Source organism: Halomonas litopenaei (genome assembly GCF_017303055.1).
Taxonomy (GTDB): Bacteria; Pseudomonadota; Gammaproteobacteria; order Pseudomonadales; family Halomonadaceae; genus Halomonas; species Halomonas litopenaei_A.
On sequence record NZ_JAEKJT010000001.1, the window covers coordinates 134158 to 155221 of the forward strand.

At 61.7% G+C, this 21064-nt stretch carries 18 protein-coding genes; 15 read left to right on the plus strand and 3 right to left on the minus strand.

Annotation, left to right across the window (positions count from 1 at the left end):
• The first annotated feature begins 126 nt into the window (after positions 1 to 126).
• From JF545_RS00685 to pstB, 6 genes are all read left to right on the plus strand, one after another.
• Complete coding sequence (locus JF545_RS00685; RefSeq protein ID WP_206937119.1) at positions 127 to 1326, plus strand: Bcr/CflA family multidrug efflux MFS transporter; 1200 nt, start codon at positions 127 to 129, stop codon at positions 1324 to 1326.
• Positions 1323 to 2081: a sulfite exporter TauE/SafE family protein gene (locus tag JF545_RS00690; RefSeq protein ID WP_347401293.1), complete on the plus strand. Its 759-nt coding sequence runs from the start codon at positions 1323 to 1325 to the stop codon at positions 2079 to 2081. Before JF545_RS00685 ends, JF545_RS00690 begins: the two co-directional genes overlap by 4 nt.
• A 258-nt stretch (positions 2082 to 2339) precedes the next feature.
• A complete protein-coding gene (locus JF545_RS00695; protein ID WP_206937121.1) occupies positions 2340 to 3353 on the plus strand; it encodes a PstS family phosphate ABC transporter substrate-binding protein in 1014 nt (337 codons plus the stop codon).
• Between the two features lie 107 nt (positions 3354 to 3460).
• On the plus strand, positions 3461 to 4717 hold the full coding sequence (gene pstC / locus JF545_RS00700; RefSeq protein ID WP_206937123.1) for a phosphate ABC transporter permease subunit PstC: 1257 nt from the start codon (positions 3461 to 3463) through the stop codon (positions 4715 to 4717).
• Between the two features lie 17 nt (positions 4718 to 4734).
• Complete coding sequence (gene pstA, locus JF545_RS00705) at positions 4735 to 5901, plus strand: phosphate ABC transporter permease PstA (RefSeq protein ID WP_206937125.1); 1167 nt, start codon at positions 4735 to 4737, stop codon at positions 5899 to 5901.
• 63 nt (positions 5902 to 5964) lie between these two features.
• Positions 5965 to 6774: a phosphate ABC transporter ATP-binding protein PstB gene (pstB, locus tag JF545_RS00710; RefSeq protein ID WP_206939114.1), complete on the plus strand. Its 810-nt coding sequence runs from the start codon at positions 5965 to 5967 to the stop codon at positions 6772 to 6774.
• A gap of 314 nt (positions 6775 to 7088) precedes the next feature.
• Here the strand turns inward: pstB and JF545_RS00715 are convergent, their stop codons facing one another.
• Together JF545_RS00715 and JF545_RS00720 are read right to left on the minus strand one after the other, a co-directional pair.
• Positions 7089 to 8258: an MFS transporter gene (locus tag JF545_RS00715; RefSeq protein WP_206937128.1), complete on the minus strand. Its 1170-nt coding sequence runs from the start codon at positions 8256 to 8258 to the stop codon at positions 7089 to 7091.
• 125 nt (positions 8259 to 8383) lie between these two features.
• On the minus strand, positions 8384 to 9568 hold the full coding sequence (locus JF545_RS00720) for an acetyl-CoA C-acyltransferase (protein ID WP_206937131.1): 1185 nt from the start codon (positions 9566 to 9568) through the stop codon (positions 8384 to 8386).
• Positions 9569 to 9803: 235 nt separating this feature from the next.
• On the opposite strand from JF545_RS00720, the gene JF545_RS00725 reads away from it, so the two are divergent.
• The 9 genes from JF545_RS00725 (at position 9804) to JF545_RS00765 (ending at position 20068) form a co-directional block, all read left to right on the plus strand.
• Complete coding sequence (locus JF545_RS00725; RefSeq protein ID WP_206937134.1) at positions 9804 to 10370, plus strand: TetR/AcrR family transcriptional regulator; 567 nt, start codon at positions 9804 to 9806, stop codon at positions 10368 to 10370.
• Between the two features lie 402 nt (positions 10371 to 10772).
• Positions 10773 to 12425, plus strand: coding sequence for an AMP-binding protein (locus tag JF545_RS00730; RefSeq protein WP_206937136.1), 1653 nt, complete (start codon positions 10773 to 10775; stop codon positions 12423 to 12425).
• 84 nt (positions 12426 to 12509) lie between these two features.
• Positions 12510 to 13277: an SDR family NAD(P)-dependent oxidoreductase gene (locus JF545_RS00735; protein WP_206937139.1), complete on the plus strand. Its 768-nt coding sequence runs from the start codon at positions 12510 to 12512 to the stop codon at positions 13275 to 13277.
• A 309-nt stretch (positions 13278 to 13586) separates the two neighbouring features.
• The gene (locus JF545_RS00740; protein ID WP_206937140.1) at positions 13587 to 15398 is read left to right on the plus strand and encodes an acyl-CoA dehydrogenase C-terminal domain-containing protein; all 1812 of its coding nucleotides are present in this window, start codon (positions 13587 to 13589) and stop codon (positions 15396 to 15398) included.
• Positions 15399 to 15709: 311 nt separating this feature from the next.
• Positions 15710 to 17770: a biofilm regulation protein phosphatase SiaA gene (gene siaA, locus JF545_RS00745; RefSeq protein WP_206937151.1), complete on the plus strand. Its 2061-nt coding sequence runs from the start codon at positions 15710 to 15712 to the stop codon at positions 17768 to 17770.
• Positions 17758 to 18288 carry a biofilm regulation protein kinase SiaB gene (siaB, locus tag JF545_RS00750; RefSeq protein WP_206937166.1) on the plus strand — a complete coding sequence of 177 codons (531 nt, stop codon included), beginning with the start codon at positions 17758 to 17760 and terminating at the stop codon, positions 18286 to 18288. The genes siaA and siaB overlap by 13 nt, the downstream gene beginning before the upstream one ends.
• Positions 18289 to 18303: 15 nt before the next feature.
• Complete coding sequence (gene siaC, locus JF545_RS00755) at positions 18304 to 18696, plus strand: biofilm regulation phosphoprotein SiaC (RefSeq protein WP_242520549.1); 393 nt, start codon at positions 18304 to 18306, stop codon at positions 18694 to 18696.
• Complete coding sequence (locus JF545_RS00760) at positions 18693 to 19478, plus strand: diguanylate cyclase (protein WP_206937169.1); 786 nt, start codon at positions 18693 to 18695, stop codon at positions 19476 to 19478. Before siaC ends, JF545_RS00760 begins: the two co-directional genes overlap by 4 nt.
• Entirely contained in the window at positions 19475 to 20068 is a 594-nt protein-coding gene (locus JF545_RS00765; RefSeq protein ID WP_206937172.1) for a GNAT family N-acetyltransferase, read from the plus strand. The genes JF545_RS00760 and JF545_RS00765 overlap by 4 nt, the downstream gene beginning before the upstream one ends.
• Positions 20069 to 20125: 57 nt before the next feature.
• Here JF545_RS00765 and JF545_RS00770 read toward each other — a convergent pair whose 3' ends face one another.
• Positions 20126 to 21031, minus strand: a complete 906-nt coding sequence (locus JF545_RS00770; RefSeq protein ID WP_206937174.1) for a cation diffusion facilitator family transporter — start codon at positions 21029 to 21031, stop codon at positions 20126 to 20128.
• Positions 21032 to 21064: the final 33 nt, after the last annotated feature.

Consider the following 21064-nt stretch of genomic DNA (forward strand, 5'->3'; position numbering starts at 1 on the left):
TGGCCTGGCCCTGGTGCGACCCACCGGTCGTCGCTGCGGCATATGGGTTGTCCTGTCATCTATCATCGTCTTGCGACGGCGAAACGCCTCGTCGTCTAGACGTCTTTCTATTGTCATGGAGTGTCCGTGTCTTTGAATGCTCGACGAGTGGCGCTGCTGGTCGCCGCCAATACTGCACTTGCCCCCTTTGCGATCGATGCGTATCTGCCCGCCATGCCGGCGCTTGCAGAGACGGTCGGGGCCAGTGTTCACCATACCGAGCTGTCACTCAGCGTTTTCATGGTGGGATTTGCCGTAGGTCAGCTGACCTGTGGCCCTCTGTCGGATCGGATCGGGCGAAAGCCGGTATTGCTGGCAGGGCAGATCCTGTTTCTTATCGCCAGTCTGGTGATTGTCAGCGTCGATTCGCTGACCGAACTGCTGGTGTGGCGGTTCGTCCAGGCGCTGGGGGGAGGGGCGTGTGTGGTCAATTCCGCGGCGATCGTGCGGGATTGCTTCAGTGGCCGCGAAGCCGCCAAGGTGATGTCGACCATGGCCATGATTCTGATGCTGGCGCCTCTGGTAGCGCCCATGGTCGGCAGTCTGCTGTTGTATGTGGCGGACTGGTGGCTGATCTTTGTCTTCCTGGCCGTCTATGCCGCCTTCCTGATGTGGCTGTTGGGTGCCTTTCTGCCAGAGACTCGCCCAGTGGACGCGCCGGTGGCATCGCCACGGCAGGTGCTGCGCAACTATCTCAGTGTGCTGATCGATCGTCGGGCCATGGGCTACATCCTTGCTGTCGCGGCATCCTTTGCGGGAATCTTCGCCTTTGTGACGTCGTCGCCCTTCCTGTACATGGAACACTATGGGCTGTCGCCGGCAGCCTACCCCTTTGTGTTTGGAGCGAATGTCGTGATCATGGCGCTGTCGAATCGCGTCAATATCCGGCTGCTGCGCAGGCGCACCCCACAGCAGAATCTACGGCTGGGCCTGGCGATTCAGCTGGTCGCGGCCTGCGGCTTGATGGCCTTGGTCGCCACCGGACTGGACTCGATCTACACGGTCGTGCCGCTGGTGATGACCTTTCTTGGGGTGGTCGGCCTTATTTCCCCCAACGCCATCTCCTCGCTGCTGGAGCGTTTCAGTCATATGAGTGCCACGGCCACGGCGCTGCTGGGCAGCATCCAGTTCAGCAGCGCCGCACTGTCCGGTGCCTTGGTCACGGCCTTTGAAATCGACTCGGCCTGGCCGATGGTCATCGCCATGGTCACGGTCGCCTTGATCGGGAATGTGGGGCTGCGTGTGCTGGCGGGACGGCCCCCCAAGCTCGATGAGGTGGTGTCGTGATCGATGCAGCATGGAGCTGCCTGCTGCAGTGGTGGGCGCTCAGTGAATTGACCTTTGGTACCTGGCTGTGGGTCGGCGGGGTGCTGGCACTCGGGTGTTTCGTACAGCGCACCACCGGGTTTGGCATGGCGGTGGTCGGGGCGCCACTGATACTGCTGAAGGCTCCCGCCATGGTGCCGGTGGTGCTGGTGGTCTACGGCTTTCTGGTGTCGTGCCTGGTGGTCAGGCGCTATCGTCGCGAAGTGGCGATGGGCGACATCTCCATGGCGCTGGTCGGCAAGGTGCCGGGCACCTTGCTGGGGGTGTGGTTGCTGTTGATCGCTCCCATGGCAACCCTTGAAGTCATGATCGCCGCCATCGTGCTGTTCGCCGTGCTGGTCACCCTGTTCAAGCTCCGCCTGCCGGTCAACCGCAGCTCGCTGTTCGGTGCGGGATTTCTCTCGGGAATCTTTAGCGCCGTCGCGGCGATCGGAGGTCCTCCCATCGTCCTTTTGATGCATGGCATGCCGATGGATCGGTTGAGGGGCAACTTGGCGGCCTTCTTCCTGATATCGTCGCTGATGACGCTGGCAAGCCTTGCCGCCGTGGGCAAGGTGCCGCTGTGGTTGCTGGCGGTCAGCCTGAGCTTTCTGCCGATGGTGTTGGTGGGCCATGGGCTGGGGGCCGCGCTGGCGCCAAGACTGCCGAGACGGCTGTTGCAAGGGGCATCCTTGACCCTATGCGCTGCGGCGGCGATTGGACTGCTGTTGAGCTGATCCCCTCTGATCGCGCCGGCGACAACGCCGCCCGCTGCCGCAAGGCGACGGGCGGCGTTTTTTTAGGGGAGGGCGGAGGAAGTGTGGCGACCGGTGTCTCGGGAGCCGAGACGGAATGTCAGCCGTTGGGACACGCCTGTCAGGTATTGCGTGGTAGGGCATATTGCGTTTCGAGGTGAGCTGTCATGAAGCTGTCATTTTTCTGCGGCATTGTGTGCATCGCGAAGGTTGACCATCTCATCATCAGGAGACTTCTCCATGAATCGCATCCTCAAGACCACCGCTATCGCTGCTGCCGTCATGGGCGTGGTGGGTGTCGCTCAGGCACGTGACCAGGTCCGCATCGTGGGCTCCAGCACTGTCTATCCGTTCGCCAGCTACGTGGCGGAAGAGTTCGGCGCGACTACCGACTTCCCGACGCCGGTCATCGAATCCACCGGTTCCGGTGGTGGTCTGAAGCTGTTCTGCTCCGGCGTGGGTGACGATACCCCGGATATCACCAACGCCTCGCGTCGCATGAAGACCTCCGAGTTCGAGACCTGTGAAGCCAACGGTGTGACCGACATCACCGAAGCCTTCATCGGTTATGACGGCATCGCCTTCGCCCAGTCCGCCCAGAATGACGCCATGGACGTGACTCGTGAGCAGATGTTCCTGGCCCTGGCCGCCAAGGTGCCGGTCGATGGTGAGCTGGTCGACAATCCCTATACCAAGTGGAGCGAGATCGACCCGTCCCTGCCGGATCGCGAGATCGCCGTCTACGGCCCGCCCACCACCTCCGGTACTCGCGATGCCTTCGCTGAGCTGGTAATGGAAGCGGTCTCCGAGGAAATGGACGCCTACGGTGGTGAGGGATACACCGACATCCGTGCTGATGGCGCCTTCATCGACGCCGGCGAGAACGACAACCTGATCGTTCAGCGCCTGGCCGAGAACACAGCGGCCTTCGGCATCTTCGGCTACTCCTTCCTGGAAGAGAACGCCGACACCCTGATCGGCTCCAACATCGACGGTGTCGCACCGACCCCCGATGCCATCGGCAGCGGTGAGTACCCGGTGTCACGCTCGCTGTTCTTCTACATCAAGAACCAGCACGCCGATGACGTGCCGGCGATGTACGAATACGCCAACACCTTCATGAGCGAGCAGATGGTCGGTGACATCGGCTACCTCAAGGGTATTGGCTTGATTCCGGCCCCTGAGGCGGATCGTGCAGAGGCTCGCAGCGTCGTCGAGAGCCAGACTAGCCTCGAGCTGGCCGACCTGAAGTAAGGGACCCGGGTCCCGATCACGCCGGCCGGCATCCTCGACAGGGTGTCGGCCGGTACACGTTCCAGCGAGTATGCGCTCGTTTTGGCACATAACTCCGAGAGACACCCATGCAGACCAATCAACTCCTGGCGATGTTCAGCGGCTCGCTGCTTCTGCTCGGTCTGATCGCCTACTTCCTGGCCCGCGGCAAGGCGGCCAGGGTCCGAGCCTCAGGCACCTCCATGTACGCCCAGCCCGATCAGTACGGCTGGTTCACCGTCATGTCCACGGCGGGTCCGGCTCTGGCGGTAGGCGCTGTCGGTAGCTTTGTGATGCTGCTCGTGGGCGCCGAGATTCCGCCGCTGCTGTTGCTGGCAGGTAGTCTGGTCGTTGCCTGCGCCGGTCTGGTGATCGGTGTCGCCATGGTGCGTCCCGACTTTCACGCGCGTCAGGCGATCGAGCGGGTGATCCGTTTCTTTCTGGCCGGCGCCGCGCTGATCTCCATTTTCACGACCCTGGGGATCCTCTTGTCGATCGTCTTCGAGGCGATCCGTTTCTTCCAGATGCAGAGCTTCTGGGACTTCATTACCGGTACGACCTGGAATCCGGGCGCCAGCTTCCTGGCGGCGGCGGGTCGTGCAGAAGAAGGCGCCAGCGCCGCGCAGTTTGGTTCCGTGCCGCTGTTTGCCGGCACCTTCATGATTACCTTCATCGCCATGCTGGTGGCGATTCCCATCGGCCTGCTGGCTGCCATCTACATGGCCGAATATGCGCCGCCCAAGGTGCGTACCTTCGCCAAGCCGGTGCTGGAAGTCCTGGCCGGTATCCCCACGGTGGTGTACGGCTTCTTCGCTGCCATCACGGTGGCGCCGATCATCGTCGGGATTGCTGGCTTCTTCGGTGTAGAGGCGTCGTTCAACAATGCCCTGGCCCCGGGGATCGTCATGGGCATCATGATCATTCCGTTCATTTCCTCGCTGTCGGATGACGTCATCAACTCGGTCCCCAACAGCATGCGCGAAGGGTCGCTGGCACTTGGCCTGACCAAGGGCGAAATGATCCGCGATATCGTCGTCCCGGCAGCACTCCCCGGGATCATCTCGGCGTCGCTGCTGGCGGTGTCCCGCGCCCTGGGCGAAACCATGATCGTGGTCATGGCAGCCGGCATGCGCCCGAACCTGACGGCCAACCCCCTCGAGGACATGACGACCGTGACCGTGCGCATCGTGGCCGCGCTGACCGGTGACCAGGAATTCGCCAGTGCCGAGACGCTGTCTGCCTTTGCCCTTGGCCTGGTGCTGTTCGTCGTGACGCTGAGCCTTAACCTGGTGTCGGTGATCATGATTCGTCGCTTCCGCGAAAAGTATCGCGTCAACAACCTGTAAGCCGTGGAGCCCAAGCAATGAGACAATCCTTCGACGACATCAGCGCCCAGCTCCGCGCACGCCACCGCAAGTCGGCTCGGCTGAAGTGGATTTCCATGGGGGCACTTGGCCTGGCGGCACTGTTCCTGGTGCTGTTCTTCGCCGACATGCTGGTCAAGGGGCTGCCCGCCTTCCAGCAGGCCAAGATCCAGGTGGAAGTGGACTATTCCGAGCAGGCGAGCCAGATTCCGCTGGCGGCGGTCAATGAGGACGTTCGACCGCTGGTCAGCCGTGGATACCTGCGCCTGATCCCCGGGCGCATGCGTGACAATCCGGACCTGCTGGGAACGACCCGCATGGAGTGGGTGCTGGCAGATGGCCAGGTGGACCAGTATCTCAAGGGACACCACGCCAGGCTCAGCGACAAGGAGAAGGCGGTGGTCGATCGCTTGAAGGAAGAGGGCCGAGCGGAGCTTCCGTTCAACACGACCTTCTTCACCAGCGGTGACTCCAAGATGCCTGAACTGGCGGGTATCGCCTCTGCGGCCATGGGCACGGTGTTGACCTTGCTGGTCACCCTGGCGGTGGCATTCCCCATCGGCGTCATGACCGCGGTGTACCTGGAAGAGTTCGCCCCGGACAACCGCTTTACCCAGTTGATCGAGATCAATATCAACAACCTGGCGGCCATTCCGTCCATCCTGTTTGGCCTGCTGGGCCTGGCCATCTTCATCAATTTCTTTGGCGTGCCACGCTCGTCTCCGGTGATTGGTGGCCTGACCCTGGCATTGATGACACTGCCGGTGATCATCATCGCCACCCGTACCGCTCTGCGCAGCGTGCCAGACTCGATCCGCCACGCCGCCTTTGGCGTGGGATGCTCTCGCTGGCAGATGGTGCGTGACCATGTGCTGCCGCTGGCACTGCCCGGCATCATGACCGGTTCGATCATCGGCCTGGCCCAGGCCATGGGGGAAACGGCGCCGCTGATCATTGTCGGCATGGTGGCGTTCATTCCAGATGTGACCACTTCGTTTACCGACGCAGCGACCGTGCTGCCGGCGCAGATCTTCACCTGGGCGGGTGAGCCGGATCGTGCCTTTATCGAGAAGACGTCGGGCGGCATTCTGGTGCTGCTGGCTGTTCTCATCACGCTCAACGCCACCGCTGTGGTGCTGCGCAAGAAATTCGAGCGGCGCTGGTAAAGCGGCCCCCAAACAGGATACGTTGCCATGAACATGAAAGTTGCCCAGCGCGGAGAGAACGTGATGAAGCAGGATCAGCCCGGCCAGCCGGTCACTCGCAACGACGACGCCAATCATGAGTTGAGCGTTCGGGTGAGAGACCTGGACCTGTGGTACGGCGACTTCCACGCGCTGAAGTCGATCAACATGGATCTCTACCAGAAGAACGTGACGGCACTGATCGGGCCGTCGGGTTGTGGCAAGTCGACCTTTCTGCGCTGCTTGAACCGCATGAACGATCTGATCCCCAGTGTGAGCATCAAGGGTCTGATCGAAATGGACGGTCGCGACGTGAACGAGTCGAAGATGGACGAAGTCGCCTTGCGTCGCAGGGTCGGCATGGTCTTTCAGAAGCCCAATCCGTTCCCCAAGTCGATCTACGACAACATTGTCTATGCCCCCAAGATGCATGACCTGGTAAGCCGCAAGGCCGATCAGGATGAGCTTGTCGAGCGTGCGCTGCGTGACGCGGGCCTGTGGGAAGAGGTCAAGGACAAGCTGCATCAGCCGGGGACATCGCTGTCCGGTGGACAGCAGCAGCGTCTGTGTATTGCACGGGCGATTGCCGTGCAGCCTGACGTGATTCTTATGGATGAGCCGACGTCGGCACTGGATCCGATCTCTACTGCCACCATCGAAGACTTGATGGATAAGCTGAAGCAGCAGTTCACCATCATCACCGTGACCCATAACATGCAGCAGGCGGCACGCGTGGCGGACTACACCGCGTTCTTCCATCTGGGTGAAGTAGTTGAGTACAACGACACCAAGACCATGTTCTCGACGCCGCATACCAAGAAGGCCGAGGACTACATCACAGGCCGCTACGGCTAAACCAGTGATGATGGTAGCTCTGGCGCACTGACCGACCCCGCGTGATCCCGGGAAGACGTCATCAAGCACAGACAAGCGTCAGCAGACCATGACATCCGTGAGGGAGGCCCAGGGGCCTCCCTCATTGTTTTAGGCGATCATGACGCAGTGACGCTCTACGCTATCGTTCTGCGCGGTGATGTCGGTCGGAAGGCATGCACGGTGATGCTCAAGCCATGCGCCACGAGGGAGGCGAGACAGCCACGCCGGTAGAGAAGAGCCTCGCCAGTAGATAGCCATTCCTGTAACCAGCCATGCCCGTCAGGCACCGCCAGTCACGCAGGTCTGGCGACCCCTCGCATGCACAGCAGACCCAGTAGCGGGCCAGGCAGCAGCAGCCACAGCACGGCCACATCCAGGGTCTGCCACAGGCTGGCGCCAAGCCAGATGCCTGGCAGTGTCAGGCTGAAGCCGATGGCGTTCATCACAGACAGGGTGGCACCAATACGTTCTTTGGGGGCTGCACTCGAAGCCAGTGAAGAAAATTGCGCCGAGTCCGCAATGACGCTAAAGCCCCACAGCATCAGCAACAGCATGAGCAGGGCCGGGTTGACGTTGGCCAGCAGGGGGTAGAGTAAGCACAGGCTGCCAGAGGTGGCCAAGGCGAGATTGGCCGCCCTGGCACTGCCGTAATGCCGGCTGTAGGCACCGGCGGCAATACAGCCCAGGGCACCCACCGCGATCACCGCAAAGCTGAGCCAGGGGGTCCAGTGGCTGGCCACCGCAAGTCGTGTTACCTCGCGGCTCACCAGCAGTGGCACCAGCATCCAGAAGGCGTAGAGCTCCCAGCAATGACCAAAGTAGCCCCCGGCCACACGCAGGAAGTGGCGGTCACGAAAGGCCGCCAGCCCGTCGCGCAGCGACGCCCGTCCAGAGGTGTGCGGCAGATGGGGGCCATCCCCCAGCAGGCCGACAGCAAGCCCGCCAAGGACCGCCAGCAGAGACGCCAGCGCCAGGGTCCACGCCCAGGGAAGGTCAAGGGTCGCGCCTCGCAGTAGATGCGGCATGGCCGTGCCCAGGGTCAACATGCCGACCAGCCAGGCCAGCGCTGCGCCGGTGTGCTTTGGGGTCCAGCCGATGACCAGCTTCATGCCCAGCGGGTAGATGCCGGCGAGGCAAAGTCCGGTGGCAAAGCGCAAGGCGACGGCGAGGGCAGGGCTCGAGGCCGCGAGGACGAACGCCAGGTTGATGGCGGCCCCTGCCAGGCTCGAACAGAGAAAGATACGGCTGGCTCGGTGGCGGTCCGCCAGACCGGAGCCCGCGATGACCAAGGTGCCCACGATGAAGCCGAGTTGGACGGCGAGAGTTAGCAGACCGATGTCGGCTTCCTGCAAGCCCAGGTCATCGCGAAGGGATGCGGCAACGCCGTTGACGCTGAACCAGAGCGAGGTGCCACACCACTGGGCCAGTACGATCAGTGGCAGGGCGAGTCGAGAGCGGTCCATCCATGGTTCCTGTTAGGGGAGGCATAGGCCGAAAGCACCTGCGGCGCCTTGGGCCTATGTCGATGAATGACGGGTCACACACATGGGCACGCATGACCGCCTCGTTCTCAGTGAGTGAGGCGGTATCAGTCGATCAGCTCTACCGCGACGGCCGTCGCTTCGCCGCCACCGATGCACAGGCTGGCGATACCGCGTTTGCCGCCCTTGGTGCGCAGGGCATGGATCAGGGTAGCAATAATCCGGGAGCCGGTAGAGCCCACCGGGTGGCCCTGGGCGCAGGCGCCACCGAAGACGTTGACCTTGTCGTGGGGCAGTCCGAGATCATCCATGGCCATCAGCGTGACCACCGCAAAGGCTTCGTTGATCTCGAACAGGTCAACATCGTCGACCTTCCAGTCAAGCTTCTTCATCAGGCTGTCGATGGCCCCGACCGGGGCGATGGTGAACTCGCTCGGATGACGTGAGTGGGTGCTGTGTCCCACCATGCGAGCCAACGGCACAGCGCCGAGTCGATCGGCCGCTGCCCGAGTCGACAGGATCAGCGCAGAGGCGCCATCGGAGATGGAGCTGGCATTGGCGGCGGTAATGGTGCCGTCCTTGGCAAAGGCCGGTCGCAGGGAGCGGATCTTGTCGAGGCGAGCCTGGAAGGGTTGTTCGTCCTGCTCGACCAGACTATCGCCCTGGCGGCTGGTGATGGTCACCGGAGCCATCTCGGCGATCAGGTGTCCAGCCTTGGTGGCCTGCATGGCGCGCTCAAGAGAGGCGATCGCGAAATCGTCCATGCGTTCCCGGTCATAGCCGCGCTCATTGGCCACGTCCTGGGCAAACCCGCCCATCAGGCGACCGGTCTCGGCGTCCTCGAGCCCATCAAGGAACATGTGATCCTTGAGTTCGCCATGGCCAAGGCGATAGCCGCTGCGCGCCTTCGTCAAGACATGAGGTGCGTTGGACATGGACTCCATGCCTCCGGCCAGCATCACCTCGGCCGTGCCGGCCTTGATCAGGTCGTGGGCCAGCATGGTGGCCTTCATGCCGGAACCACATAGCTTGTTGATCGTGGTGGCGCCGCGCTGGTCGGGAATGCCTGCCTGACGCATGGCCTGACGCGCTGGCCCTTGCTTGACGCCCGCCGGCAGAACGCAGCCAAAGATGCCTTCTTCAATGGCGTCGGGGGGAATGGCGGCTCGTTCGATAGCCGCGGCGATCGCGCAGGCGGCCAGTTCTGGAGCGGTCTTGCTGGAAAGAGAACCGAGCATGCCGCCCATGGGCGTACGGGCGGCGGCAAGAAAGACGATGTCGTTCGGGTGCATGGCGTGCCTCCTGTGACCTTGATGGCCTGGCCCGTTAAGGACCGGCCATGACGGTATTGTGGTTGTTGGCTATCGCGAGCTGGCGCCTGCGGAAGACCTTCAGTGTGGCCCAGCCCGGCGAGATGCGCTTGCGGGTCCCTGGCGTTGACAGGATCACTCGGCGTTGACCCTGAGGGTGCGCTATGCTTCCCTCATCAAAACCAAGCAAGCGCTAGTGTAACTGTCGATGAATGTAATGAATGACTCGCCTCGCCGCAAGGAGCTGATCCGCCTCGCTGCCCAGCTGTTTGTCCAGGAAGGCTTCGATCGCACGACCGTGCGCATGCTGGCTCAGGAAATGGGTATCAAGTCGGGTAGCCTGTTCCATCACTTCAGGGACAAGCAGGAAATTCTGGCCGCTGTCATCGAAGAGGGGACGCAGAATGCCTTGACGCTGGCTCGCGCGGCCCTCGACGACGCAGGCTCAGACCCCTTGTCTCGGCTGCATGTCATGGCGCGTGCCCATCTGGATACGCTGTTGACCGATCGCAACGCCCACGTCGTCGCACTCTACGAATGGCGACGTCTGGACGACGCTGCGCGGGATCATCTGACCCACCTGAGGGACGCCTACGAGAGGCTGTGGAACGACGTCATCGATGAGGCCATCGAAGCCGGTCTGGTGGCCGGTGATCGAGCACTGGTCGCGCGTTTTGTGCTGGGGGCACTGAACTGGACCGTGCGCTGGTACGATCCGGACGGTCCGCGCAGCCCAGAGCAACTGGCCGATGAATTGGTCAATATGCTGACCCGCCGGAGCTGAGCGTCACCTTTCCAGCGTCTTGGAGCGCTATCCCGGGGTAGGGGGCTCAGGCGAAAGGCTCCCCCTCCAGTGATCCCCACTCAATGAGTTCATCTCATTGGTCCTCACTCCGTGAGCTCCTTTCAATGAGCGCCTCTGGGTGACTCCCTTCTGTTCACTCGCATTGCCTTTGCTCATCTCCCCTCTTTCGTTGGCATGAGTTTCCCCCTGAATCCTGTCTGCAGCGGCGCTGATATCCTGGCGGCGGTGTCAGGCTAGACGATGGTCTATCCCGGTTGTGCTTGTCACTCCTGTACGAAGGATCTAGTTTTCACCCTAGCGCTTGCTAGGTTTACGCTTACGTCAACGGAATGCTTGGGCCAGGGCAGCGCTCTCCAACAATCACAACGTAAGAGGCACGTCATGAGCCATGCCACACTCCCATCGGCCGAGTCCTATCGCGAGACGTTTGATATACAGCAGGTGATTGACCGCTTGGACGATCATGGTGACGGTTGCCTCAACGCTTACTATGCCTGCTGTGGGCGTCATGTAGCGCAGGGCCGTGGCGAGGTTCTGGCGTTGGTGCACGAAGCACCGGATGGGTCCGTTACACGCCTGAGCTATCGCGAACTGGATAGCCTGAGCGCACGTCTCGCCGCTTGGATGTCGGCCCAGGGGCTGGCAGCAGGGGACCGTATCGCCTGCATGCTGCCGCGCTCGCCCCAGCTGTTGATCGCAGTGTTGGCGAGCTGGCGGCTGGGGGCCGTGTATCAGCCATTGTTTACAGCATTTGGCCCGGATGCCGTGGACTATCGTCTCGGGCGAGCCGATACCAAGCTGGTTATCACCGATGGCGCCAATCGTCACAAGTTTGACGGTCTGGCGTCCTGTCCCCCGGTGCTGGCGCTGGGGGGCGCCAGCGAGGCGCATCCGCAGGATCTCGACTGGGATCACGCCCTGTCCAGTGAGCCATCGTCGGCTACGCCACCGCGCCTTGGCCCTGAGCAGCCGTTCCTGCAGATGTTTACGTCAGGCACGGTCGGCAAGCCCAAGGGGGTTGCCGTGCCGCTCTCCGCGATGCCTGCCTTTGCACTGTATATGGAGCTGGCCGTCGACCTGCGTGGGGAGGATCGCTTCTGGAACATGGCAGATCCCGGCTGGGCCTATGGCCTCTATTACGCGATCACCGGACCCTTGCTGTTGGGCGTGACCACGCATTTTTGCGAGGCCGGCTTCAGTGCCGAAGGCGCACTGGCCTTCATGCAGCGCCATGACATCACCAACTTTGCCGCCGCTCCGACCGCCTATCGTTTGATGAAGGCGTCCGGGCTCTTTGATCAGGCGCACGAGACACTGTCGTTGCGGGCGGCGAGTTCCGCCGGGGAGCCGCTGAATACCGAAGTGGTCAACTGGGTCGAAAGGGCGCTGGGCTGCGCGGTGATGGATCACTATGGCCAGACCGAAACGGGCATGACCTGCAACAACCATCATTGTCTCGACCATCCTAAGCATGTCGGCGGCATGGGCGTGCCAATGCCGGGCTATCGCCTGGTGATTCTTGATGCGGAATATAACGAGCTGCCGCCGGGCGAGCCCGGTGTGCTTGCCGTCGACGTGGCGAGGTCGCCGGCGCATTTCTTTCCCGGCTATACCTGGCAGGAAAAGCATCCGTTTGCCGAGGGCTACTACTTGACGGGAGATGTGGTCATCCGCAACGACGACGGCAGTTTTCAGTTTGCCGGAAGAGATGACGACATCATCACTACCGCAGGTTATCGGGTAGGCCCGACCGATGTGGAAAACTCGGTATTGACCCATCCTGCCGTGGCGGAGTCGGCTGCGGTGGGGCAACCCGATGATATTCGTGGGGAAATCATCAAGTCCTACGTGGTGCTCCGGGAGGGCTTCGAGGCCAGTGATGAGCTTGCCGAGGATATCCGCCAGCAGGTCAGAGAGCGCCTGTCGACCCACGCCTTTCCAAGGGTGATCGAGTTTGTCGATGAACTACCCAAGACCCCCAGTGGCAAGATTCAGCGTTTCAAGTTGAGGGCCGATGCTGCCGCCAAGGCGTGACGCCTGGCGCCATCTTCTGACGCCCCGAGGGAGCCCTCGGGGCGTGTGTTGTCAAGCACGTCTGGTAAAGAGAGAGAACACTTCATGGATATCAACGATGCCACCTTTGTGATCACCGGCGCTGGCTCCGGGCTTGGTGCTGCCTGTGCCAAGAGACTGGTGGCAGCCGGAGCCCAGGTGGTGCTGTGCGACCTCAGTGACAAGATCGACCAGCAGGCCAAGGACCTGGGTGAGAGTGCTATCGCCATGCACGCCGACGTCACCTCAGCAGACGACATGCAGGCGGTGTTCGATGCGGCACGTCAGCATGGCGAGCGCGAGGGGGTCGACGGCGTCATCCACTGCGCCGGCGTGGTCAGCGTGGCCAAGCTGGTGGATCGCCATGGCCTTCCTGCCGACCTGGAGGCCTACGCCCGGACCATCCAGATCAATCTTGTGGGGACCTTCAACGTGATGCGCCTGGCCGCGGCGACGATGGTACACAACAGCCCAGGTCAGGACGGTGAACGGGGGGTCATTATCAATACCGCGTCCGTGGCCGCTTTTGACGGCCAGGTAGGGCAGTGTGCCTATAGTGCGTCCAAGGCAGGGGTGGTCGGCATGAGTCTGCCCGCCGCCAGGGAATTGTCACGCCATGGGGTGCGGGTAATGGCGATTGCCCCAGGGGTATTCGAGACGCCGATGATGGCCGATATCCCTGAGGACGCCGTCGCAGCGCTGTCGCAAGCCGTGCCGTTTCCCAAGCGGCTGGGCAAGCCGGATGAGTTCGCCCGGCTGGCCGAGCAGATCATTACCAACAGCATGCTCAATGGCGAGGTCATTCGCCTGGATGGCGGTATTCGCATGCAGTAATGCGCAGTGTGCCGGCTAGGCGCGGGCGACGGCCGTCTCGTCGGCTGTCACCCACAGGGTGATGGCGTAGCGTCAGTGACCAAGATGCCTGTGGTGCCAGTACGACCGACGACAGGACGGGTGATCAAGGCATGGCTGACCATGGTGCCAGGGACGATCGTGCCATCGACACTCAGTGTCTCTGGGATGCCAAGGGTTCAAACGAACGCTTGACTTGTGGTCGGTTGCGCCGCTATTTTCAAACACATGTTTGAAAGCCCGATGAGCCATGGTGGCACGGGCATCGCCTCGGATCGACAGGAGTGACCCATGCCAGATTATCAGGCACCGCTGCGCGACATGCGCTTCGTGATGGATGAGCTGTTCGACTATCCGGCTCATTACGCCCGCTTGCCCGCTGGCGACGACGTTTCGCCAGACGTGGTGTCTGCCATTCTGGACGAGGGAGCGCGCTTTGCGCGTGAAGTGTTGCTGCCGTTGAATCAGAGCGGAGACAAGCAAGGCTGCCGTCTGCAAGACGGCGATGTAAAGGCCCCCGACGGCTTTCGTGACGCCTATCGTCAGTACGTCGATGGCGGCTGGCCCGGGTTGGCCGCAGAGCCCGAGCATGGTGGCCAGGGCTTGCCGCCGTCTCTGTCGATGCTGTTGTCGGAAATGATCTGTGCAGCCAACCTCTCCTGGGGCATGTATCCCGGCCTGTCTCACGGTGCAGCAGATGCGCTGCGCCATCACGGCACGCCGGAGCAACAGCGGGTCTATCTGACCAAACTGGTGGAGGGCAGCTGGACGGGCACCATGTGCCTGACAGAGCCCCATTGCGGCACAGACCTTGGCCTGATCAAGACCAAGGCTACGCCGGACGAGCAGGGCGGCTACCGCATCAGTGGCACCAAGATCTTCATTTCTGCGGGCGACCACGATCTTTCCGACAACATCGTGCACCTGGTGCTGGCCAAGTTGCCGGATGCGCCGGAGGGTTCCAAAGGCATCTCGCTGTTCCTCGTCCCCAAGTTTCTGCCCGATGCCGCGGGTGAGCCCGGTCAGCGCAATGGCGTGACCTGCGGTTCGTTGGAACACAAGATGGGGATTCACGGCAATGCCACCTGCGTCATGAATTTCGATGGCGCCACGGGGTACCTGATCGGAGCTCCCAACAAGGGACTCGCCTGCATGTTCACGATGATGAATGCGGCCCGGATCGGGGTGGGCATTCAGGGGCTGGGCCTGGCCGAGGCCAGCTTCCAGAACGCGCTGAGCTATGCCCGTGAGCGGCTGCAGATGCGCGCGCTATCTGGGCCCAAGGCGCCGGAGAAGGCCGCGGATCCGATCATTGTGCATCCCGACGTGCGGCGCATGCTGTTGACCCAGAAAGCCATCGCAGAAGGCGGTCGGATGCTGGTGCTGTATACCGCTCAGCTGATCGATGTGGTCGAACAGACGTCGGCAGGGGAAGAGCGGGAGCGCGCCGAAACGCTGTTGGGGTTACTGACGCCCATCGTCAAGGCATTTCTGACCGAGCTGGGCTTCGAGGCAACCAATGAAGGCGTACAGGTCTTCGGTGGACACGGTTTCATTCACGAGTGGGGGATGGAGCAGCTGGTGCGGGACGCCAGGATTACCCGTCTCTACGAGGGCACCACTGGCATCCAGGCCCTCGATCTGCTTGGACGCAAGGTGCTGATGAACCAAGGCGAAAGCCTGAAGGTGTTCACCAAGGAGATCCATCTGTTCTGCAAGGCGGAAGCAGACAACGAGGACATGGCCGCCTTTGTTGCTCCTCTGGCTAAGTTGAACAGTCAGTGGGGCGAACTGACCATGGCGATCGGGATGAAGGCGATCAATGATCGGGAGGAAGTCGGCGCGGCGTCGGTGGACTACCTGATGTATTCCGGCTACATCACCTTGGCCTATCTGTTCGCCAAAGCGGTGAAGGCATCCCGCCAGGCGCTGGCACAGTCGCCAACCGATGCGGCCTTCTACGAGGCCAAGATCCATACCGCCCGTTTCTACTTCGAGCGCCTGTTGCCGCGCACCAGAGCCCACGCCGCGCAGATGCAGTCAGGTGCAGAGAGCCTGATGGGATTGGATGAAGGGGCCTTTGGCCTGGGCTTCGAGCGGTAGTCGTAAACCGTACCGGCCTCTGCGTGTCGTCGCTGCGGTCGGTCAATCGAGCTCTCTCGGTCAGGTGACTGATCGTTGGCGGCGAGCCTGGCTCGCCGCTTTTTTTATCTGTTGTCGATCGACTGGCCAGCGCCTGTATCGGTCTGTGAGTTATCTGATATCAGTGAAGTCATAAACATCAGACTACACTGATAAGCGCGTTCATTAGCGGACATAGGGGTTTCATGGCATGATGCGCCGTACTGCATACTCCTTAAGTGAAAAAGCATGGAAGATTTGTTTCGTCTCTGGATATCTGCCAAGGAGGCACGATGAGCCGGCACCTCGGCCTGGGCGTAAAGTCTCTGTTGATCCCCCTGTTGTCTTTTCTGGTGGCGTTGGCGCCGGTGCTATGGATCGGTAGCCACGCCCTGGAGGACGTCGAGCGCTACTTTGGAGAGCGCTTCGCAGAGCAGTACAGTCAGTTGCATACCCAGCGCATGCTGACCCCGCTGTCGACAGAGCTGGCCCTGGCGAAACGCTTCGGTGATCTGACGGTGACGCGAGAGTGGCTGTCGGATATCGGTAACGAGGAACGCAAGGCACGCTTCTTTGCCGAGTCAGAGGGGTTCCGGGAGCAGTTTGACGGTGACGATTACTTTGTTGTGCACCATGCCAGCGGTCAGTTCTACTTCAACGACGGCAAGATGAGCCCGAGCCGTGATCCGCGCAATATTCTCAGTCGCGATGATCCACAGGACGCTTGGTACTTTCGCATGTTGGATAGCGGGGCGCCTACACGAGTGCAGGTAGCCTACAGCCCTGCTCTGGACACTACCCGGGTGTGGATCAACGTTCGTGTGGATGGCGATGACGGACCGCTTGGCATGGTTGGTGGTGGTCTCAACTTCGAGCGTCTCCTTGCCAGCAGCTTCGATGATCAGCCAGAAGGTGTGTCGTCCTATGTGCTGGGGCGCGGCGGCCAGCTACTGGCGGTGGCCGAAGATGGCCGTTTGATCCCCAGCGACCTCAGCAACCAGAATAATAGTGGCGGTAAACTGGAGGCTGCAGTAGGGGACCCTGAGGCGTTGGCCGAGATGTTGGCGAGCGCACGTCAAGGGCAGAGCAAGGTGGTCATGCGCCTCCTGCCGTGGTCCGGCGAGGAGCGCGTTGTGGCGGTTGGCTACCTGCCAGAGCTCGACTGGTGGCTGGTTTCTGCTATCGACCCTTACGCCACCACCCTGCTGGAAAAGCGCTGGCTATGGCCGTTACTTTTCACTCTGCTGGGAAGTCTGGTGGTGGTTCTGCTGATCGTGGTGATCGCGTTGAGGCGGCTCATCGTCAAGCCGGTACAGAGCCTCAGCCGCTCTGCCCAGGCGCTGGCGAGGGGGCACTACGATGTCGAGCTGGACAGCGACAGGGGCGACGAGATCGGCGATCTGTCCCGGGACTTTCAGCGCATGGCAGACCAGGTCATGGCGCATACCGAAGAGCTAGAGGAGCGTATTCGGCACCGCACGGCGGCACTAGAGCGGGCCAATCATCAGATGAGCGAGGCCAAGCGCCAGATCGATGATTCTCTGGAGTGCGCCAGAGCCCTGCAGCAAGCGATACTTCCCCGCCGTGACCTGACCCAGTGCGCCGGACTCCATCACGGCGTGCTGTGGAATCCGCGGGATGCCGTGGGCGGCGATATCTTCGTCTTCCGCAATGCGGGCCACGGCTACCTGCTGGGCGTCATCGACTGTGCGGGTCACGGGGTTCCAGGGGCGTTGATGACCATGCTGGCACGTGCGGCCTTCGACAACTCCGTGCATCAGGTGGGGCCAGAGGATCCGGCGGCGATCCTGACAGAGATGGATCGTCGTATACGGCGTACCTTGCTTGGCGAGGCCGAGGCCGAGGCCGTTACCCCCCATATGGATGTTGGGTTGGTATGGGTGGAGGCCGACGCGCGACGGTTGACCTATGCCGGTGCCAAGTTGGATCTCTATGTCACCGACGGCAGCCAGCTTCAGGTATTGGCGGGAGGGCGCCGCGCATTGGCTTACAAGCGTCCAGGTGAATATCGTAATCAAACGTTGGAAGTTGCCCCTGGCTGGTCCTGTACCCTGTGCAGTGACGGTTTTCTGGATCAGGCGGGGGGCAAGGATGGCTTCGGCTTTGGCAAGCGTCGCTTCGAGGCCATGCTGATGACTCACGCTGCGCTGACGCCAAGCGCTCAGGCGGCGGCATTCCTGCAAGAGCTCGAGCACTTCCAGGGCGACCAGCGCCAGCGTGACGACATCACATTGCTGTGCTTCCAGCCTGTTGCTGCCACATCAGAGCCGTCAGCTGAGGCGACCACCCACATCTCCCATGGTCTTGATGAGGACACCCCATGGACCTCTTGACGCTACGCGAGCAGTTCGACCAGCAGCGCGTTCTGCTTAGCTTCAATGGCCCGATTTCTCATAGCCTGATCGAAGAAATCGGCAAGGCCATTCGCAATTACCTGAACAGTGAGTCGGCAGAGCCGTCGGCGGCGATGGACGTCTTCTCGACCTACATCGAGATGACGCAGAATATCAGCCACTACGCTATCGCCATGGGCTACGACGACCATCGGGCGACGGCCACGGTGGCCGTTGCGCGCAGTCCAGAAGGGCACTATCAGGTGTCCGCGGGCAACGTGGTCGAGCATGCCGATGGTGAGCGCTTGATGGCTACCGTCGGCGAGCTGAGCGGCCTGGACGCGAGTGAGTTGAAGCGGGTCTACAAGCAACAGCTGAGGAAGCCTCGGGAAGAGGGCTCCCGGGGTGCAGGCCTGGGGCTGATCGACATGGCACGCAAGTCCTGTCAGCCGCTGCGGTCCACGCTCAAGCCGATGTCGGACCAGCAAAGTTTCTTCTGCATTACCGCTACCATTTGACGGAAAGTCATCACCATGATTAACGACCTCGCGATTGACGGAACCCAGTCGACACCAGACATCCGCTCTGACTGGGAAGCCGGGCGCCTGACGATGCGCGGCGACTCGTATCCGGAAAACACCTTCGAGCTCTACAGCAGCGTCCTGAGCTGGGTGGATGCCTACCTGCGTTCCGGCGATAAGCCGCTGTGCGTGCAGCTCGACCTGGTGTATCTCAACACCAGTTCGGTCAAGGCCATGATGGATATCTTTGACCTGATGGAAGAAGCGCATCAGGAAGGCACCGCGTGCAGCGTCGACTGGCGCTACGATGTGCGAAATGAACGCATCGCCGAACTTGCCGAAGAGTTCAAGGAAGATTGCAGTTTTCCGTTCGCGATCACCCCGATCGAGGAAGTCACCCCATGACGGAAAGGGATCGTCAGCTGCTTCGCGACATCGAGGAAATGCTGGCGTCACCGGAGTACTCAGAAAACCCTCTGCGCGCGCCGCTGGAGGCGCTGTACCTGCGGCACACCGATCAGCTCGAGCGGCTGGAGCGTATGGCCGCCATCTCAGATGGCTTTCAGCGGGGTGTGAAGTCGGATCTTACCACCGCCGAGCGGCGGCTCGAGCGCCAGCAGCGGCGCCAGCGCAAGCTGTCGCGCATCGCCGATGGCTATCAGGAGCTGCTGTTCGAGCGTAACCAGACCCTGGAAAGTGAGGTGATGCTGGACCCACTGACCAAGATTCCCAATCGTCGTGGTCTGCATACCGAGCTGCGACGGTTGATGGCGGCCAATCGGCGTCAGCAGAGGCCGTTCACCTTGGCCATGGTCGATATCGATCATTTCAAACGTTTCAATGATGACCACGGCCACGATGTGGGGGACCAGGCCCTGCTGACGGTGGCGCGGGTGCTGAGCGACACCCTGCGCGGCGGCGACATTGTCGGTCGCTGGGGCGGGGAGGAGTTTCTGCTGGCCCTGCCTGGTGCTTCCTTGTGGGCGGCAGAACCTCTGTTTGAGCGGCTGCGCGGCAACCTCAAGGAAACCCGCCTGATCGAGGGCAGTGATCTGACCGTGACGGTGAGTATCGGTGCCGCCGAGCACCGGGGTGACGAAACCTACGAGCAGACCATGAACCGCGCGGATCAGGCGCTGCTGGAGGCAAAGCGCAGCGGTCGCGACCGCTGGCAGGCGGCACCATGAGCCGTCCGTCGCTGGCATCTCTGCCCGTCTCCAGCCAGCTGTGGCTAGAGCCGCTGGCGGCGGTCCACGGTGACGGTATCTGGCAGGCGGTGGAACACAGCCGTGACTCGCTTGGCCCATGGCTGCCCTGGGTGGATACGACCGTATCCCCCACGGATTGTGAGGTCTTTGTCACTGCAGCCATGGCCGAGCGACGACTGGGCATCGCCCGTCATTTCGCCCTGATGGAAGGCACTGAAGGTGGCGGCAGCGAGCTGATCGGGGTGGTCGGCTTCAATCGGATCGTCGAGGGTCACCGCTGGGCGACGATGGGTTACTGGCTGCGGCACGACAGGCAAGGCGCCGGGCGCATGGCAGCGAGTGTGTCTGCGTTGGTGGCCTACGGCTTCAATGAACTGGCGCTGCATCGCCTCGAAATACGCTGTGCCGAATATAACACCCGCAGCCGTGCCATTCCCGAGCGACTCGGGTTCAGGCAAGAAGGTGTCTTGCGCGACTGCGAATGGGTTCGAGGCCGCCCCCTTTGCCACGTGGTCTACGCCATGCTGGCCGTCGATAGGATTCCTGAGGGTCTTACCCCGGCGAGGTAGGAGGGTGACATGGGCATGCCACCCAGCTTTCACGCTGGCTCAGTGCATGATGAAGCGCTATGCCCAGCGCTCCTCAGCGGTAAAGGCCACGATAAACCAGCGTCGCTCCGGCGGAATGCTGAGTCGGCGCGAGATATCCTCGCGAATCTCGTCCATCTCGACCATACCGCGCCCGCTGGCAAAGTGGGGCGCGGTGACAATATGGATTTCAATGCGGTGGCCTCGGCCACTCTTCGCCACATGGCTGTAGTAGTGGCTAAGCCCTTCTCGCTGCATGACCTCGGCCATGGCGGCGTGGACTTCACGATCGATCGCGCTGGGTGCCATCAGGAAAATGTCCTTGGCGGCACGACGGATGATACCGACCGGTACCGGGATGAAGACCAGGGTCAGCACCACCAGTAATGCGGAGTCGACGTAGGGCGTCCAGTGGTCCAACGCGGTGTCCTCCAGCAGCAACGCGATCACGAAGGCGACCAGCAGCGCCCCGGTGATCAGTGCTGCCATCAGCCAGTTCTTTTGATCAATACGCAGAAATTCCGATCTCGCCCGACGATTGATCCTCTTCAGGTAGATGGCCATGGTGCTGCAGATGACCAGTACCGCCACGGCGTAAAGCGTCGCCGCGCCGAAGGCCAGGGCGTGTCCCCCGCTGAGCAGCTCGCGTAGGGCGTTGAGAAACGCATAAAAACAAAGTAGCAGCAGAATCGCGCCATTCAGCGCAGCGACCATGGGCTCAAAGTGCCAGAAGCCATGCTGGAAGCGCTGTGTCGCTTCACGCATGACCAGCCGTGACACCGCCAAGGCCAAGGTCGACATGGCAGCGTCGATGGTCGAGAAGACCCCGTCGAACAAGATCGCTTGTGAGCCGGCCAGAAGGCCAAAGATGACCCCAAGCAGGGCCACACCGAGGGTCGTGATGATCGAGAGGGTCAGCGCCCGCTGCTCAAGTCTGGCATCCATGATGTGAAGTACCGTCAAGTAAGACTGGGTCAA

What these genes read in the sequence shown, in the direction of transcription:
- JF545_RS00740 (WP_206937140.1), top strand. Translation starts at nt 13,587, where the DNA reads ATGCCAGATTATCAGGCACCGCTGCGCGACATGCGCTTCGTGATGGAT.
- siaA (WP_206937151.1), top strand. Translation starts at nt 15,710, where the DNA reads ATGAGCCGGCACCTCGGCCTGGGCGTAAAGTCTCTGTTGATCCCCCTG.
- JF545_RS00760 (WP_206937169.1), top strand. Translation starts at nt 18,693, where the DNA reads ATGACGGAAAGGGATCGTCAGCTGCTTCGCGACATCGAGGAAATGCTG.
- JF545_RS00770 (WP_206937174.1), bottom strand. Translation starts at nt 21,031, where the DNA reads ATGGATGCCAGACTTGAGCAGCGGGCGCTGACCCTCTCGATCATCACG.
- siaB (WP_206937166.1), top strand. Translation starts at nt 17,758, where the DNA reads ATGGACCTCTTGACGCTACGCGAGCAGTTCGACCAGCAGCGCGTTCTG.
- JF545_RS00715 (WP_206937128.1), bottom strand. Translation starts at nt 8,258, where the DNA reads ATGGACCGCTCTCGACTCGCCCTGCCACTGATCGTACTGGCCCAGTGG.
- JF545_RS00735 (WP_206937139.1), top strand. Translation starts at nt 12,510, where the DNA reads ATGGATATCAACGATGCCACCTTTGTGATCACCGGCGCTGGCTCCGGG.
- siaC (WP_242520549.1), top strand. Translation starts at nt 18,304, where the DNA reads ATGATTAACGACCTCGCGATTGACGGAACCCAGTCGACACCAGACATC.
- pstC (WP_206937123.1), top strand. Translation starts at nt 3,461, where the DNA reads ATGCAGACCAATCAACTCCTGGCGATGTTCAGCGGCTCGCTGCTTCTG.
- JF545_RS00720 (WP_206937131.1), bottom strand. Translation starts at nt 9,568, where the DNA reads ATGCACCCGAACGACATCGTCTTTCTTGCCGCCGCCCGTACGCCCATG.
- JF545_RS00695 (WP_206937121.1), top strand. Translation starts at nt 2,340, where the DNA reads ATGAATCGCATCCTCAAGACCACCGCTATCGCTGCTGCCGTCATGGGC.
- pstB (WP_206939114.1), top strand. Translation starts at nt 5,965, where the DNA reads ATGAAGCAGGATCAGCCCGGCCAGCCGGTCACTCGCAACGACGACGCC.
- JF545_RS00765 (WP_206937172.1), top strand. Translation starts at nt 19,475, where the DNA reads ATGAGCCGTCCGTCGCTGGCATCTCTGCCCGTCTCCAGCCAGCTGTGG.
- JF545_RS00725 (WP_206937134.1), top strand. Translation starts at nt 9,804, where the DNA reads ATGAATGACTCGCCTCGCCGCAAGGAGCTGATCCGCCTCGCTGCCCAG.
- pstA (WP_206937125.1), top strand. Translation starts at nt 4,735, where the DNA reads ATGAGACAATCCTTCGACGACATCAGCGCCCAGCTCCGCGCACGCCAC.
- JF545_RS00730 (WP_206937136.1), top strand. Translation starts at nt 10,773, where the DNA reads ATGAGCCATGCCACACTCCCATCGGCCGAGTCCTATCGCGAGACGTTT.